This window comes from Trichothermofontia sp., assembly GCF_053493415.1.
The window spans coordinates 1-16,445 of sequence record NZ_JBRCAD010000212.1 but is presented as its reverse complement, the minus strand read 5'-3'; the positions used below and the strand labels follow the sequence as shown (position 1 = coordinate 16,445).

Here is a 16,445-nt window from a genome sequence, read left to right as displayed (position 1 = left end):
GGACAAAGCTGCTTCAAGATCAATTTGACAAGCTTCGGGAATGAGGCTATCATAGAACATCATTTTTTATTTGTTAGAGGACAGAATACTGCATTCTGTCCCTTTTTTCCATCGCTTAACCTAACTTTCAACACTTCTGGATTTACTCAAATCAGTATAAACACTACTGGGCCTCTAGATGTCAAGAGATGGTCCGGAAAATATGAATTTTTGTCCATAAATATTCGCTTATTTTAAAGTTTTAGCTAGCAGGACAAATTTGTTCACTCAACAATAAGAATCATTAAGCTTTTGTCTGTAATTTTACGCATTTTAGCGATGATCTTCGTCATGGAAATCTGGCCTTTAAGGATAAATACGGGTATTTCCTTCTCGTCAAGAAGTTCTGGCTTCCCCCCCTGGGCAACCGTGCAGGGGTCCCTTAAGCCTGACAATGGGGAGTAGGAATTGCTCGGAAATGGAGTTCATACGCCGTGGTCGCTCAAGTTGTCGGTAGTCCCTACGAGGCTAAAACCCAAGAAATCGCCCGCCACCTGCTGGCGGCAACCCAGGAAAGTCGGTCCTTCTTCGCCCAGATGCGCGATCAGATGCGCTGGGACGATCGCCTCCTCGGCTGGGCCATGAGTAATCCCGGCCTGCGGGTGCAGTTGTTTCGCTTTATCGACTGCCTGCCTGCCTTGCACAGTAAAGCCGAAATTGCCCGCCATTTGCAGGAATACCTGGGGGATGCATCCGTCGAATTGCCTGCGGCCCTGAAGGGATTGCTCAACTTCGCCAATCCGGACTCGGTACCGGGACAGTTGGCGGCGACCACGGTGTCTACTGCCGTTGAAGCCCTAGCCCATAAATACATTGCCGGGGAAACGATTCCGCAGGCCATTAAGACGATCGAGCGCCTGCGCAAGGAAAAAATGGCCTTTACGCTGGATCTCCTGGGTGAAGCCGTGATCACCGAATCCGAAGCCCAGCGTTACCTGGATACCTATCTGCTACTACTGGACAAACTTTCCGAGGCAGCACGATCGTGGCCCACGATTCCCCAGATTGACCAAGCCGATGGCGAAGATTTACCCAAGGTCCAAGTCTCGGTCAAATTGACAGCGTTTTACTCCCAATTCAATCCCTGGGATGCGGCGGGTTCCCAGCAACAGGTGACGGAACGGGTGCGCCAATTGCTGCGACGGGCCAAGGCAGTCGGGGCGGCGATCCACTTTGATATGGAGCAGTATGCCTATAAAAACCTGACCCTGGCAATTTTGAAACAGTTATTGATGGAGTCGGAATTCCGGCAGCGATCGGATATTGGGGTGACGATTCAGGGCTATTTGCGTGACAGTGAACACGATTTGCAAGACCTCATCCTCTGGGCTAAACAACGGGGCACCCCCCTCACCGTGCGCCTGGTGAAAGGGGCCTATTGGGATCAGGAAACGATTAAGTCGCAACAACACCATTGGCCCCAACCGGTCTACAACCGGAAACCGTCCACCGATGCCAACTTTGAAAATCTGGTGCGGCTGTTACTAGAAAACCACGACGTTCTCTATGCCGCGATCGGGAGCCATAATGTGCGCACCCAAGCCTATGCCTTGGCGGTGGCCGAACAGTTGCAAGTGCCCCAGCGCCACTTTGAACAGCAGGTTCTCTACGGCATGGGGGATAAACTTGCCAAGGCCCTCGTCGATCGCGGCAGTCGGGTGCGGGTCTATTCTCCCTACGGCGAACTCATCCCCGGCATGGCCTACCTGATTCGGCGCTTGCTGGAGAACACGGCCAATAGTTCCTTCCTGCGGCAAAATTTGGAAAACCGTCCCGCTGAGGAATTGCTCGCGCCCCCCGTAGTAGCGGCTGACGATACCGGTGAACCCGTGGCGACGACACCGTTTCATGCCGCTGCGGATACTGATTTTGCGATCGCCGTCAAACGGGATGTAATCAAAGACGCGCTCCAGCAAGTACAAGCCAATCTCGGTAAGTCCTATCGTCCGTTAATCAATGGGGCTTGGGTAGAGACCGAAACCACGATCGCCTCGGTGAATCCGTCGAAACTCAGCGAAGTGGTGGGGAATCTGGGGCTGATTAGTATTGACCAGGCCGAGCAGGCGATCGTCGCTGCCAAAGCTGCGTTCCCCGCATGGCGCAAAACCCCCGCTGCGGAACGGGCCGCGATTCTGCGCAAAGCCGCTGATCTGATGGAGGAACGGCGGGCCGAATTAATCGCCTGGATGGTGTTCGAGGTGGGCAAAATTGTCCAAGAAGCTGATCCCGAAATCACCGAAGCGATCGACTTTTGCCGCTACTACGCCGATGAGATGGAACGCCTCGATCGCGGTTACAGCTACGATGTCGCGGGCGAGACCGATCGCTACCACTACCAACCCCGTGGCATTGTCGTCGTCATTTCCCCGTGGAACTTCCCCCTGGCAATCCCCACGGGCATGACCGTTGCCGCCCTAGTCGCGGGGAACTGCACGTTGCTCAAGCCCGCAGAAACGTCCTCCGTAATTGCGGCCAAGCTAGCGGAAATCCTCGTCGAAGCCGGAATGCCCCCTGGGGTTTTCCAATTTGTGCCGGGGAAAGGCTCCACTGTCGGTGCCCATTTGGTCAAGCATCCCGATGTTCACATGATTACCTTCACCGGCTCCCAGGAAGTCGGGTGTCGGATCTACGCCGATGCCGCCATATTGCAACCGGGGCAAAAGCATCTGAAACGGGTGGTAGCGGAAATGGGCGGGAAAAACGCCATCATCATTGACGAAAGTGCCGATCTGGATCAGGCGGTGCAGGGGGTCGTCCAGTCCGCCTTTGGCTACAGCGGCCAAAAGTGTTCCGCGTGTTCACGGGTGATTGTGTTGGCCTCGATTTATGACACCTTCCTCGCCCGCTTGGTAGAAGCAACCCGATCGCTCACCGTCGGCCCCGCGATCGCCCCTGGCACCAAGGTCGGTCCCGTGATTGATCCCACGGCCCAGGCCCGCATCCAGGCATACATCACCAAAGGCAAAGCCGAGGCTACGTTGGCGTTGGAACTGCCCACCCCCGAAGGCGGCTCCTTTGTCGGGCCGGTAATTTTCAGTGAGGTCGCCCCCGATGCCGCGATCGCCCAGGAGGAAATTTTTGGTCCCGTCCTGGCTGTCATCCGGGCCGCCAACTTTGATGAGGCGTTGCAGATGGCTAACGGCACGAACTACGCCCTCACGGGGGGGCTGTATTCCCGTACCCCGTCCCATATTCAACGGGCCGAAGCCGAGTTTGAAGTGGGGAATTTGTACATCAACCGGGGGATTACGGGGGCGATCGTCGCTCGTCAGCCCTTTGGCGGCTTCAAGCTCTCCGGTGTGGGTTCCAAAGCCGGGGGACCCGATTACCTGTTGCAATTCCTGGAACCCCGCGTGGTGACCGAGAACGTGCAACGGCAGGGGTTTGCGCCCATTGAAGGGGCGGACTAATGGGGGGATAGGCGTTTGGTTTGATATCCAGGGCCTTTGCGGCCAAGGTATGATGGTCGGGAGCCTTCCAGTTTGGCCAAACAACCGGCATTCCTTCTTCCCGTGGGGAAGCCAGATCAAAGGATTTTCTCTGGGTTGGCTGTGTCTCCGTGGTTTCATGTCTACCACAGAAGCACGGAGGCACAGAGGTGATCGCAAGATACCAGGGTAAGGGCAGCCAAAAGGGGAGGCACTCTGATGGTGAGGCAGTGCCGGGAGGACGCCCTGATTACGTTTATTGTGGGTTTCAACCTTGTGGTTTCGCTGGTGTGCCTTTTCATCGCGTGGAAGCTGTGGCGCTTGCGTCTTACCCTGGAAAGAGCCGCCCAAACCTTGAGTGCCGTTGAACGCCAAACCCACCGGGTCCTAGCGCCCGCCCCCCATTACATCATGATCGGGGAGCGAGGCACCCATCATCTCCGGAACCAATTGCAGCGCCTAGAGGTTCAACTTCAGCAACTTCAGCGTCTAGTGGGTATCCTCAGTTTTAGCCTAACCTTTTGGCAACGGCGGGAGCAAATTACCCGGCTCACCCCAGGGCAGCGGCGATCGCGCAGCGTCTTCGCAGGAGAATCGCGGCAACGGCAACGATCCCGCCTGCGCAGTTGATCGGGGTTCCCAAGCCGCTAATCTAGCCAGAGGTTCGGCATCAGCAGGTGGCAGGGAACCCAGAAAACTCAACCGATCGCGTAGCCTTTAGGCAATGGGGATGTCAGAATCGTGATAGCGCAGGGCGATCGCGCCAGGAGAGCGGCGGGAACCTTAGGGGCCTTGCCAGCGTCAATGCAGTTTGGTCAGCAATCCGGGAGAGGCAGTAATGGCACTGAATGCACCGAAACACACACCAGTCTGGCCCCAACGGCTGGCTTGGGCTTGCCTCAGCTTGGGGCTAACTCCCCTGATCTTGGCCCAGGCGGGTTGGGCACAGGAAACAACCAATCCCCTCAGTGACTTCCGACCCAATGCCGAGCAAGGACCCGGATCTTTCTCTCGATCGGGCAATGGGTTAAGTGTCTTTGACATGATCCACCGGGCACGGCTTGGCAACCTGGACATGGACACGTTCAACCAAGAACAAAGGCAAAACCTGGATGACGCGGCGGCCCAATTCCGCAAGCAACAACGGGAACGCCTGGGGACACCCCAGCCAACACCCCCAACCCCGCCCGAATCCACCAATCCTACCCTCTAGCCACAAATCTGTTTTGAATAGTTTGGTCATCCCCACCCCACCCGCTGGGTTTCGCTCCGGTTTCATTGCGATCGTTGGGCGGCCCAACGTGGGTAAATCAACCCTCATGAACCATTTGGTGGGGCAAAAAATTGCAATTACTTCCCCCGTAGCCCAAACCACCCGGAATCGGCTGCGGGGCATTCTGACAACGCCAACTGCCCAACTGATTTTCGTCGATACGCCCGGTATTCATAAACCCCACCATCCCCTGGGGGAAGTGTTGGTGAAGAACGCCCGGAGTGCCGTGGGCCTGGTGGATGTGGTGCTGTTTGTCGTGGATGCTGCGGTGCCTGCTGGGGGGGGCGATCGCTACATTGCTGAATTCCTGAGCCAGCAATCTGCCGCTACGGTCCTGCTGGGTTTAAACAAATGCGACTGTCAGCCAGCCGAGGCGGTGGCCTTGGATGCTAGCTATGCCGACCTCGCCGCTCCCTACCACTGGCCTGTCTTGAAATTCTCGGCCCTGACGGGCATGGGGCTGGATGACCTCCAAACCCAATTAATTGCGCGACTGGAACCCGGTCCCTACTACTACCCGCCCGATTTAGTCACAGACCAGCCAGAGCGGTTCATTATGGGCGAATTGATCCGCGAACAGATTTTGTTGCTCACCCGCGAGGAAGTCCCCCACTCAGTTGCAGTCATCATCGATCGGGTTGAGGAAGATCCAAAGATTACCCGCATTCTGGCCACTGTTATGGTGGAACGCGCCTCCCAGAAGGGCATCCTGATTGGCAAGGGGGGCCAAATGCTGAAAACCATTGGCTCCGCCGCACGGGAGCAAATCCAGAAACTCATCGATGGCAAGGTCTATCTGGAACTTTTTGTGAAAGTCCAAGCCAAATGGCGGCAATCGCGATCGCAATTGGCCGAGTTGGGTTATCGAGTTGAGGATTCTTAAAGACTGTGGTTAATACCAACGGTACAGGCTGCAAGATCAGGCAACTAATACAGTAAACATATATCTAGATAGGTAAGAGCGATCGCTGACAGGCGGGACAGATGGCATGAATCGTTAATTGGCAGTCGAGCAAATGATAGCCCTCCTTTTGTGAGGTTTTAGTGCCAATCTTGAGCACTTGGTCACTTTTAAACTCAATGGTCTTATTGCAGCGCACACAAATTAAGTGGTGGTGATGATAGGGATAGGGTTGATTGAGTTCGTAGTGCTTATGACCTTCTGCTAACTCCAACTCCCGCAGAATCCCCATCCGAGCCATCAGTTTCAGGGTTCGATAAATTGTCGAAAGACTAATACCTTCCCCTTGTTCGTGAAGCAGATTATACAGATCTTCCGCACTAAGGTGGTTACCCTTAGGAAGATCTTTGAAGATATTCAGGATCGTTTCTCGTTGGGGCGTTAGTCGCCATCCTCGTTCGTTGAGTTCAGCTTTTAGCGAAGCAGTGGTGTACATCATCATAATATTGTCAATAGAGTATTGTTGATAGATTACTAACGCTCAATACTGCGCAATGACGACAACTCTTCTCGAAAACCCCTGTATAAGACTCTGTGAGTAACTGGCGCGATTGGCACAATTAGCACAATTCTTCTAGCGCATCGCCAAGCATCGCTGCTTATTGAGAATATAACCAACTTCAAGGCGATTTGCAAGAAAACAATCTTATTGAGAATCTTTTGCTATTAGCTAGTGAAGGGTGGGTTATCCCTGCGGTTTAACGGGTCACATCTGGCCCGATCGTCAGGGCAATGTAATCTGGAGCGAACGATCGCGGTTATCCGAGTATCTGGCTGCCGCAGTTTTCTGGCAACGGGAGCAGCGAGATCCCTGTGCCTAGCGTAAGTTGCCGCACAAAGTGCAATTTGGGGGAACATCCAGTACCCTGTTGAGCGGTTGTGAGGTACCCTGAACAGGACGCCATTAGGACCCAACGATCGTCATCAGCTACGCTATGCCCATCCAGATTGGGAGACACTCAGGCCCATGTTGCAAGACAACCCGGTAATCCCCCTGACCGATGATCTCACGGCGGCAACTGCTGCTGATCCCGTGTCCCCCGTTGTGGACTTAGGGGCTGCCCCGGATGCCCCCCTGAATGAACCCCTGGATGCCCCCCTAGATAAATACCCGAATGAACCCAGGGTGCCCCCTTCAGATGCGGCTTCAGACGCAACGAGACCTGTTTTAGGTGCAGCGATCCCTGGCTCAGGGGCAGAAGCCACGGAGGCCACGGCCACGGTCGTTGAGGCCACGGTGGTGATGGGGGATAGGGATAGTCCCGATGGGCTGGGCACGCGAACCGAGGAGACCGCAGATGGATCTGCCACCTGGTCTGCCGCCAGTCAGGCCTTGGTTGTCCTAGGCGAGGACACCGCGTCGCGATCGCATCACGAGGTCGGATTGGTTGAGTACGCGGCGGTCGATCGCGTTCTCGAGGAAGAGGGCGTAGACCCTGAGCCGAGGTTATGGCCCCACTGGTCGGTATTGGCGGTGATCGGTCTGGTGTGTGTGGTTTCCTTTGGCAGCAGTCTGTTCTTGTTTACGCGGCCCTGCGCGATCGGCAGTTGCCAGCCCCTAGAACTAGCAGAACGCTTGCAGCAACAAGCTATCGATCAGGCGAATACCGATACCTATGGCCTCACGACGGCTGATTTAGCGAAATCCCGTCAACAGCTTCTCCGGGCGATCGACTATCTGGGAGACGTGCCCCGCTGGTCGGAAGCGGCGCGGGAGGCCAATCGCCTCGTCCCCCAATATCGCGCCCAACTCAAAACCCTGGATCTGATTATCCTGGCCCAGGATAAGGCCACTGCCGCTGCCCAACGCAGCCAAAACCCCCCCCATCCCTTGGCCGAGTGGACGGCGATTCGCGCCCTCTGGCAGGAGGCGATCGCGCCCCTAGAGCAAGTTCCCAAAACCAGTGGCCTCGCCCCCCTGGCGGAACGCAAGTTGGTGGAATACCAAGTGAATCTCAACGCGATCGCCCAACGCATCCAACGGGAGCAGGAGAGCGATCGTCACCTCACCGCCGCCAAGACAGCAGCGGACACAGCGGAGTCCCGTCAGCCCCATGCCAGCACCCTGGCCGATTGGCAGGAATTGGCAACCCTTTGGGACAGTGCCGTGCGTCCTTTGCAACTCATCCCCAGTGGCACAATGGCCCATGCCAATGCAACGGATCTGCTGCCCTACTATCAAGGCAAGTTGAATACAGTACGCGATCGTATCCGCCAGGAGGAACAAGCCGAAACCACCTACCGTAAGGCTTTGCAGTTGGCGGAACAGGCTAGGGCCAGCGAACGCCAAAACCAATGGTCTAAGGCGCTGACTGATTGGCAGGCGGCCCGCGCCCGCCTGCAAGAGATTCCGCCCGACACCCTCCCGGCGACCCAGGCCCAATCCCTGATCCCCACCTACGATGAGGCGATGCGATCGGCCCAATCTAACCTCGTCGCCTTCAATAACCTACAAAATATTCGTAATGATCTGGAGCACGCCTGTGGGGGGCAACCGCGCCGCTGTACCCATAGTGTGAGTGCAGCGGCGATTACCGTGACCCTGACCCCCGACTATGAGGTTACCCTGAATACGGCAGAGCGGCTGCAATCCGAACTGGTCCGGGCCGAAATTATCAACCAATGGCAAGCGCTCGACTTCACCCTGCAATCGATTAGCCGGAATGCCGGTATTCCGGTGCAGGTGTATGACAGTACGGGCAGTCTGCTGACCACCCATTCCCCCAACGGTTAAGCGTCGTTATGGGGGAGCCGTGTGTTCGCGATCTGGGGGAACAGGGGGTGTTGCAATTACTGTTCCCCTTTTGCCCACCGGGGATGGTGGGGGATGATGCCGCCGTGCTGCCCGCTTTGGCGCGTCAATCATTGGTGGTGACGACGGATGTCTTGGTGGAGGGGGTTCACTTTAGCGATCGCACCACACCGCCGGAGGCCGTGGGTTGGCGAGCGGTCGCGGCGAATCTCTCGGATCTAGCGGCAATGGGGGCCGCGCCCTTGGGGATCACGATCGCGTTGGCCATGCCGGGAGAGGTCCCGATCGCTTGGATTGATGGCCTCTACAGCGGGATGACGGCCTGCTTGCAAGCCTATGGGGGGCACATCCTGGGGGGCGATCTGAGCCAGTCACCAGTCCGGTCGATCGCGATTACGGCCCTAGGCCAGGTTGACCCGGCGCGGGTGCTGCGGCGATCGGCGGCGCAACCGGGCGATGCGATCGTGGTGACAGGGTTACATGGGGTATCCCGATTGGGGTTAGCCATTCTCCTAGAGCCGAGTTTAGGGGAAACCGTCCAGGTGGCTGCGCGCGAGCGTTGGCTGCGTGCCCATCAGTATCCGGTGCCGCGTCTGGATGTGATTGAGCCATTGTGGCAGGTGATCGCCCAAACCCAGTGTCGGCCTGATATTGCCGCAATGGACAGCAGCGATGGCTTGGCGGATGCGATCGTCCAGATCTGTCGGGCGAGTGGGGTGGGAGCCAGGATTGCACGGGAACGGTTACGGGTGCCGCCAGCGGCCAGGGCGATCGTGTCCCCGGAACAGGCGATCGCGTGGGTATTGTACGGGGGGGAAGATTTCGAGTTAGTGCTGTGTTTGCCGCTGGCAACAGCGGCGGCTTTGGTGCAACGGTTGGGGGGGGATGCGGCGATCGTCGGGGAGGTTACCGCTGATCCGGGGGTTTTCTTGATCGATGGGCAAGGAAGCATTCCCTTAAGTTTGGCCCAGGGCTTTCAGCATTTTTAACACCGACACCTAGCTGGGTTGCTGCAAGCTATCGCCATCGTCATTCAGGTTAGGGGCTTAAGCCCCTTGTTGATCACAGCCTTGACAGTGTCCTAATGGGCCTGACTACTGCGATATCAGTGATCGTGGAAGTCGTGGAAGTAGGCGTTACTTGAGCAAGAACCTTGACACTAACCGGCGAGCCGCTCAAGCCAACGGGCTAGGTCCGACGCCAAGCCACGATCGCCTGCACTAAGCCATCTAGCGTATACTCACGGGCCTCAATATCCACCCGCCCCAGCCATTGTTCGCAGGCATGGGCTGTTTGGGGACCGATCGCGGCGATCGCCACCTGGGCTAACCAATCCCCTGGCGTTGCGGGGGTGTCAGGGGGCACAATCCCCACGAGCTGGGCAAAGTGCTTCACCGTTTTAGAGCTGGCAAAGGTAATCACATCCACCGTGCCCGCCGTCAGGGCCGCCAGAATCGCCGGGTCCGCCTGATCGGGGCAGCCCGACTCATAGGCCGCCACCTCCGTGACGATCGCCCCGGCTTGGGTGAGTTCCTTGACCAACACCTCCCGGCCACCACTTTCCACCCTGGGGAACAGGAGGTGCTGCCCACTCACGGCTTCCGGGAAATGGCTAACCAGGGCATCAGCTACAAATTCGGGGGGCACAAAGTCCGGTCGCAGGCCATAGTGCTCCAGGGTACGGGCGGTTTTCTTACCAACAGCGGCGATTTTGATCCCGGCTAGGGCGCGGGCATCCCGATCGGCCACGGCTAACCGTTCAAAAAACGCCTCCACCCCATTCGCTGAAGTGAGAATTAACCAGTGGAAGCGATCCAACTGGGCGATCGCCGCATCCAGGGCGGCCCAACTAGAGGGCGGTTTGATCACCAGCGTGGGCATTTCCAGCACCGTTGCGCCGGCAGCCTGCAAGAGATGGGTAAATTCCTGGGATTGGGTTGCCGATCGCGTCACCAGGATGGTCGTATTCGTCAACGGCGGTAAGGGTTGGGACACAGGGGTTGGCATCACAGGCAGGGAAACATCGGGAATGGGCCTGTCCCATCTTGCCACGGGGTTGGGCCAGGGGACACTCCGTTCAGGGAGGCCCGGTTCAGGAATGCTCGATCTTGGCGCGATCGCACTGGCGGCGAAATACTCATGCCAACGTACCACCTCCCCAATGACGATCACCACGGGCGATAGGGATTGGCCCTGGGTTTGGTGGGTAATATCCGCCAGCGTTCCCACCCAAATCTGTTGTTCCGGGCGTCCGGCCCAGCGAATCAGGGCGATCGGGGTATCCGGGGAGCGTCCCTGAGCCTGGAGTGCGGCGACGATCGCCGCCAGATGCCGACCGCCCATCAGCAGGACCAGAGTCGCGATCGCCGCGAGGGCAGACCAGTTCAATTGCCTGAGATCATGGGCCGTCGCGATCGCGAACGAGTGGCTCAGTCCCGCATCCGTGAGGGGAATCCCCGCCAGCAACGGTGCCACCAGTGCCGAAGAAAGACCGGGAATCACCGTGAATGGGCAGCCCGCCTCCCGTAGGGCTTGCATCTCCTCCCGGCAGCGCCCAAAGATAAACGGATCGCCCCCCTTCAGGCGCACCACCGTTTTCCCGCGCTGACCGTGGGTGACGAGGAGACGGTTAATCGCCGCCTGGGCGATCGACGGTTGCCCCCCTCGTTTCCCCACACAAACCACTTCACAGGTGGTGGGCACCCAATCCAGTAGGCGCGGATCGCTAAGGGCATCGTAGATCAGCACTTCGGCTTGGCGCAGACAGTGAAAGGCTTGCAGGGTTAAGTAGTCCAGGCTTCCTGGCCCCGCCCCGACAATCCACACCTGGCCCAGGGTGCTGGATGTCTTAGTAGGCGTACGGGTAGGTGTGTTTGTAGGTGTGTTTGCAGGCATACTCGGAAAAATGACCCTCACCCGATCAAAATCGGGGGTTTCGGTTACCGTTACCCCCATCTTTATTAAATTAATTTAATCTATGTGATTTCGCGGCGGGTTTCTACCGGTCCTTATAATACTTTTCTCATTTGCAGCATCTAAATATGGGACATGTTTAATCTTAGGGATGTCTTTTTTGCCTTTATCCTCATTGCGATCCTGGTCCTAGCAGGGCGCTATTTAAAGCAAAAAATCCGGTGGATACAAAAGCTTTATCTACCCGAATCGATCGTGGCGGGTATTCTCGCCCTGCTCCTGGGTCCCCAGGTACTCGGCGCGATCGTGACGGCCTGGCGGGGGCCAGACGCCGTACTAGCCAACGGCCTGTTCTCCGAACCGATTCGGAGTGTGTGGTCCCAGTCACCCAGTATTTTCATCAACATTGTCTTTGCGGCCCTGTTTCTTGGGGAAGCGATTCCGAATCCCCGTGAGATCTGGCGCAAAACCGCCCCCCAGGTCGTCTTTGGGCAAACCCTAGCCTGGGGCCAGTACGTGCTGGGCATTCTGGTTACCCTGTTGATCCTTCCTCATCCCCGTCTTTAACGCCAACCCCATTTCCGGAGCCTTAATTGAAATTGCCTTTGAGGGGGGACACGGCACCGCCGGGGGGATGGCAGAAACCCTTCAGGAGTTGGGGTTTGCCGACGGCCCTGACCTCGCCTTAGGTCTCGCAACCGTGGGCATTGTGTCGGGGATTATTTGTGGGACAGCCCTAGCCGACTGGGGGCGTCGTCGCAGCCATATCCCCATCCTGGTTACCGATCCGGAGCAGCCCGATGATCTCCCGGAACTGACCCATACGGAAAGCCCAGAGGTGCGCCGTCGTCGGGCTAAATTGATGCACAACCTCCTGATTGATCCGCTTTCGGTCAACTTTGGGATTGTGGGGGCTGCAATTATCGTCGGCTGGCTGATCTTGCAGGGCTTGGTTTGGGTAGAGTCCGTAACCTGGGGGGCCACCGGGGTGCAGATCATCCGCTATGTGCCCCTCTTCCCGATGGCCCTAATTGGGGGCATGTTAGTGCAATGGTTCCTGGAGCGGCGGGGACTGGCAGCCCTGATTATTCCCGCCCTGATGAAGAGTATTGCGGGCCTCGCCCTGGATGTGGTGGTGGTCACGGCCCTTGCCTCCATTTCCCTCAGGGTGATTGGTAGCAACCTCCCCACCTTCCTGATTCTCAGTGTGGTGGGAATTCTCTGGAACGTTCTGGCGTTTCTGTATTTCGCCCCCCGCATCTTCCCTGACCATTGGTTTGAGAAGGGCATTGGCGACATGGGCCAGTCAATGGGGGTGACAGCCACGGGTATTCTGCTCCTGCGCATGGTTGATCCCCAGAATCAATCCGGAGCCTTCGAGGCATTTGCCTATAAGCAGTTATTTTTTGAACCGATCGTCGGTGGGGGCTTATTCACCGCCGCTGCGCCGGTCCTGATCATGCAACTGGGACTGGTGCCCACATTAGGGATCACCGGGGGGTTACTGCTCTTCTGGTTAGTGATGGGCTATCTACTCATCAAAGAGCGGCGGCGTCAACGCCAGCGGACGCTGACCTCATAAACGAGCCAGGATGCGGAACGCCACCTCTGGCAACTTGCCATCAGTCTTGTTACCCTAACGCGCAATGAAATCCCAGAGGGGTGCCCATTCAGACGATCGTGCCTCTCACAGGAATAGCCGCCGATCGCCATGCAACAGGCGTCGCCTGACTCTGGGCAAAGGTTGGCTTATTTGAATCCGCGTTGGGGGAAGTGTGATGCAGACACAATATTGGCAGAAACAGCAACAACCGATGGGACTGGGCCGATCGCGAGCCGCCTTTCCCACCCAGCGGTACCTGGTTCCCCTCCTCTTGAGCTTCCTTGTGAGTGGGGTCGCGGTTGCTCCGGCGGGGGCAGCCCCCCTCTCCCCCCCCAGGCCTCCACTCAATCTGGCGCAGGCGGGGGAGGAAACGGCGGCGAATTGGCTGAACCGGGGGGTTAGTTTAGTCCAGGCCAATCAGCTACCGGCGGCGATCGCGGCCTTTCAGAAGGCCATCCAACTCGACCCCAGCCTTGCCGCTGGCCATTACAACCTGGGGCTAGCGCTCCGGCAACAGGGCCAACTTCAGGCTGCCGCCAATGCGTTCTACCAGGCCGCCCAAACCGATCCGACATTTGCCCTCGCCTTTGCTAACCTGGGAGCGGCGCTGCTGGAGGGGAATAACCTCCCCCTGGCCCTAGAATATTTACAGCAGGCGGTCCGAATTGATGCCCAGTTAGGACTTGCCCACTACAACTTGGGCCTGGTATACCTGCAACAACAGCAAATTCCAGCGGCGATCGCGGCCTTCGAGAAGGCACAACAATACAGCCCCAAAGCGCCGGAACCTTCCTACTACCTGGGGACACTCTATCTTCAACAGGGGAACCGCGATCGGGCACGGAATGCCTTCCGGGAAGCCTTACAAATCAATCCCAACTATGCCGAAGCCCACTACAGCCTGGGTTCCCTCCTGTTTCAACAGGGGAACTTAACCGAGGCCCTCGCCGCCTTTCGCAAAGCCGCAGAAGCGGACTCCAACTATGCCAATGCCTACTATGGGGCCGGAACGGTTTTCCTGAGACAGGGGCAGTTTCAAGATGCCCGCCAACTGTTGCAGTATGCCAGGGATCTCTATACCCTTCAGGGCAATCCCACCTGGGCCACCCGGGCTGATCAAAAGTTGCAACAAGCCCAGCAGCAAAGTGGTGTACCCAGTCCAGGGACAGTGCCAAACCGCAGTTAAGACAAGGGGGCAAGGGGGCAAGGGGGACAGTCTAGCCCACGCGGGGGGTAACCCTGCCAAGACGGGAGTAAATTTGTTAATTTAGTTCAAATTTGTTGCTAAACAGAGTTTGTGCATTAGAGTATGTCGTAAATTACTTCTGCACTCATTTGGGGGAAGCAACGGTGGGCTTAGGTTCCGATCGCAATCCCTGGAGCCATTGGGTGTAGATGCGAAAAATAATTGCTGACTGGTCGCTCGGCAGCCACTCCTAGCAGGGGAATCCAGCGGAATCGCTTGGACAAGCACAGTAGGCGTGTCATGGGTTTGCAACCGTTGATAGCTGGATGCGATGGGCAGTAATTAAGCCTGTGATGCGGGGAGAGGACATCTGCTCGGTTCCGAAAGGAAGCAACGTGGATTGACCATGATTTCTAGTTGGATAATCTAGTTGGATAAAGCGTGATGAGTGAAGCCGACAACCCAACGACTCCGAGAAAGCGATCCTCCCATCGGCCTGCGGGATTTGGGCCGACGCCCAGTCGGGATAAGCACGATCTAGCACGGAAGCCAGAGCTGCCTCCGGATGGGGCCGATGTCTTACCCCTGTCCACTGCGCCTGACCCGGCCTTAAGCGGCCCAGGAACAAGACCTGGGGCTAGCCTGGAAACTAGTCTGGCGGCAACAGACGAGCCAGCGACGCCCAGCCCAACGGCCCCCAACACTCCCGTCTTCAGCGCGCCAGACCTAGCCGCTTCGACGGCGGCGGTGACGGAAGCCTCGGCCACCGATCTGGATACCCCGCTGGATACCCCGGAACCGATCGCAACGGCGGCCTGGGTGAGCCAGTTGACCTCTGAGTTCGAAGCCTCGACCGCCAACGAGGGGTGGGAAACCCAGCTACAACAAATCCAGGAACAAAATCTGCGGTTACAGGAGCAAAACCGGGAGCTACTGGAGCAAAAAGCCATCCTGGATATCACGCTGGAGGAAACCCAGGCGGCCCTGCAATTGCAAATGACGCGATCGCAAAATCAGGAAACCTTGCTGGTGCAACAGGCCCAAGCCCTGGCAGAATCTCAAACCCAGACCAGTAGTCTCTATCGCGATTTGGAATTGGCCCAACAGACGGCCCAACGCCAGCAGATCATGATCGAAACCCTGACGGAGCAGTTGGAAGGGAGCCAGGAGCGCATTGCGCAGTTGGAACAGGACGTGGCTACGGCCCAGGTCCATATCAATGAAAAGGTCCATGCCCTGATGCAGGCTGAGATGACCTGTCGGGATCTGAAAACCCGCCTGAGTCGGCAACAAAGCTATGCCCTGCAATTTAAGACAGCCCTGGAACGTTGTCTGGATATGCCAGCCCTGCGGCGATCGATGTTCAATGCCACCAGTGCTTCGACAGGAGCTAACCCGGTAACGGATGCAACGGGTGAACCGGATTTGTCGGCCCTAGCATTGGGTAATGAGTCAGCCGAGGCGCTAGAGGATTCTTCCGCAGAAAGGCCGCATGATCACGGTGGGGCCATCCCTGCCCTCACCCATCTTGAGGCTAATTTGGCCGGTAGCGCGGCTGATCTCGATCTGGCGGAGGTATCCAGCCATCTCCATTCCTTGCTCAATGAAGCAGCGGCGAGTTCCCCGCTTGAAGTTTCTGACGCGCCATCTCTAGTCAGTGAGCTGGCGGGGGGTGATGTTGCTGAAGAGCCAGTGGGCGATCGCGATGCGACGATCGTACCCAGTCCGAAGATGGATATGCCGGCGGTTGCTTTCCTGTCGGCACGGGAGGGCGATCGCGCTAGCCTGGATCAAGTTGATGAAGTACCCGCCGAGGGAGCGGCAGCAGCTCCCCGCACGGAAGCCCGCGCGGCTGGGCCAGTGTCACCCGTGGCAGAAGCCGAGGTTGAGGCGGAAGCACCCCAGGCTGAGGGTGCTCCCCAGGCCGCTCCGGTGAGCCAGTCACCTGAGGTCACTGCATTCCCTGCCGATCGGATGCAGGCGGAATTGTGGCAGCGCTTTAACCAATGGGCTGCGGTAGCCGAGGTTGATGAAGCTGCCGCCCCCACCGTAGTTCCAGAGGCCGAGTCTCCCGCCGCGCCGGTAACGGAGCCAGCTTCGGCAACGGAGGTCGTGGTGCCCCCCCTGCCAACCTCATCCCAACGGGGCATTCAGCCATTGCGACCCTCTCCCCAAATTCCAAGATTTGTGAGCCAGTGGAGTGAAGCGGTAGGACGCACGCCTCCAGCCGCGAGTCAGGCGTCTTCGGTTGCAGACGAACCGAGTATGGCGCCAGTGACCTCTTTTACGG

The 16,445-nt window shown here is 57.6% G+C and carries 13 protein-coding genes; 11 read left to right on the top strand and 2 right to left on the bottom strand.

Annotation, left to right across the window (positions count from 1 at the left end; all coding sequences use genetic code 11):
- Positions 1 to 473 precede the first annotated feature (473 nt).
- The 4 genes from pruA (at position 474) to era (ending at position 5,623) form a co-directional block, all read left to right on the top strand.
- Positions 474 to 3,449, top strand: a complete 2,976-nt coding sequence (gene pruA / locus ACWIUF_RS18990; RefSeq protein ID WP_448574097.1) for an L-glutamate gamma-semialdehyde dehydrogenase — start codon at positions 474 to 476, stop codon at positions 3,447 to 3,449.
- A 237-nt stretch (positions 3,450 to 3,686) separates the two neighbouring features.
- On the top strand, positions 3,687 to 4,097 hold the full coding sequence (locus ACWIUF_RS18985; RefSeq protein WP_448574096.1) for a hypothetical protein: 411 nt from the start codon (positions 3,687 to 3,689) through the stop codon (positions 4,095 to 4,097).
- A 208-nt stretch (positions 4,098 to 4,305) separates the two neighbouring features.
- Positions 4,306 to 4,680, top strand: a complete 375-nt coding sequence (locus ACWIUF_RS18980; protein ID WP_448574095.1) for a hypothetical protein — start codon at positions 4,306 to 4,308, stop codon at positions 4,678 to 4,680.
- A gap of 13 nt (positions 4,681 to 4,693) precedes the next feature.
- Positions 4,694 to 5,623, top strand: a complete 930-nt coding sequence (gene era, locus ACWIUF_RS18975) for a GTPase Era (RefSeq protein ID WP_448574094.1) — start codon at positions 4,694 to 4,696, stop codon at positions 5,621 to 5,623.
- 64 nt (positions 5,624 to 5,687) lie between these two features.
- Here the strand turns inward: era and ACWIUF_RS18970 are convergent, their stop codons facing one another.
- Entirely contained in the window at positions 5,688 to 6,143 is a 456-nt protein-coding gene (locus ACWIUF_RS18970; RefSeq protein ID WP_448574093.1) for a Fur family transcriptional regulator, read from the bottom strand.
- Positions 6,144 to 6,381: 238 nt separating this feature from the next.
- Here ACWIUF_RS18970 and ACWIUF_RS18965 point away from each other — a divergent pair, with 238 nt between their 5' ends.
- The 3 genes from ACWIUF_RS18965 to thiL all read left to right on the top strand — a co-directional run bounded on the left by ACWIUF_RS18965 (position 6,382) and on the right by thiL (position 9,442).
- Positions 6,382 to 6,522: a hypothetical protein gene (locus ACWIUF_RS18965; protein ID WP_448574092.1), complete on the top strand. Its 141-nt coding sequence runs from the start codon at positions 6,382 to 6,384 to the stop codon at positions 6,520 to 6,522.
- A gap of 146 nt (positions 6,523 to 6,668) precedes the next feature.
- Positions 6,669 to 8,435 (top strand): hypothetical protein, encoded by a 1,767-nt coding sequence (locus ACWIUF_RS18960; RefSeq protein WP_448574091.1) that lies wholly within the window; start codon positions 6,669 to 6,671, stop codon positions 8,433 to 8,435.
- Between the two features lie 8 nt (positions 8,436 to 8,443).
- Positions 8,444 to 9,442, top strand: a complete 999-nt coding sequence (gene thiL, locus ACWIUF_RS18955) for a thiamine-phosphate kinase (protein ID WP_448574090.1) — start codon at positions 8,444 to 8,446, stop codon at positions 9,440 to 9,442.
- 199 nt (positions 9,443 to 9,641) lie between these two features.
- On the opposite strand, the gene cobA is transcribed toward thiL, so the two are convergent.
- Complete coding sequence (gene cobA, locus ACWIUF_RS18950) at positions 9,642 to 11,408, bottom strand: uroporphyrinogen-III C-methyltransferase (protein ID WP_448574089.1); 1,767 nt, start codon at positions 11,406 to 11,408, stop codon at positions 9,642 to 9,644.
- 93 nt (positions 11,409 to 11,501) lie between these two features.
- On the opposite strand from cobA, the gene ACWIUF_RS18945 reads away from it, so the two are divergent.
- The 4 genes from ACWIUF_RS18945 to ACWIUF_RS18930 form a co-directional block, all read left to right on the top strand.
- Positions 11,502 to 11,933, top strand: a complete 432-nt coding sequence (locus ACWIUF_RS18945) for a hypothetical protein (RefSeq protein WP_448574088.1) — start codon at positions 11,502 to 11,504, stop codon at positions 11,931 to 11,933.
- Complete coding sequence (locus tag ACWIUF_RS18940; protein WP_448574098.1) at positions 11,920 to 12,948, top strand: sodium/glutamate symporter; 1,029 nt, start codon at positions 11,920 to 11,922, stop codon at positions 12,946 to 12,948. The genes ACWIUF_RS18945 and ACWIUF_RS18940 overlap by 14 nt, the downstream gene beginning before the upstream one ends.
- A 196-nt stretch (positions 12,949 to 13,144) precedes the next feature.
- Positions 13,145 to 14,155 carry a tetratricopeptide repeat protein gene (locus tag ACWIUF_RS18935; protein ID WP_448574087.1) on the top strand — a complete coding sequence of 337 codons (1,011 nt, stop codon included), beginning with the start codon at positions 13,145 to 13,147 and terminating at the stop codon, positions 14,153 to 14,155.
- 444 nt (positions 14,156 to 14,599) lie between these two features.
- Positions 14,600 to 16,445: hypothetical protein (locus ACWIUF_RS18930; protein ID WP_448574086.1), on the top strand; the 1,846-nt coding region annotated here is incomplete at its 3' end.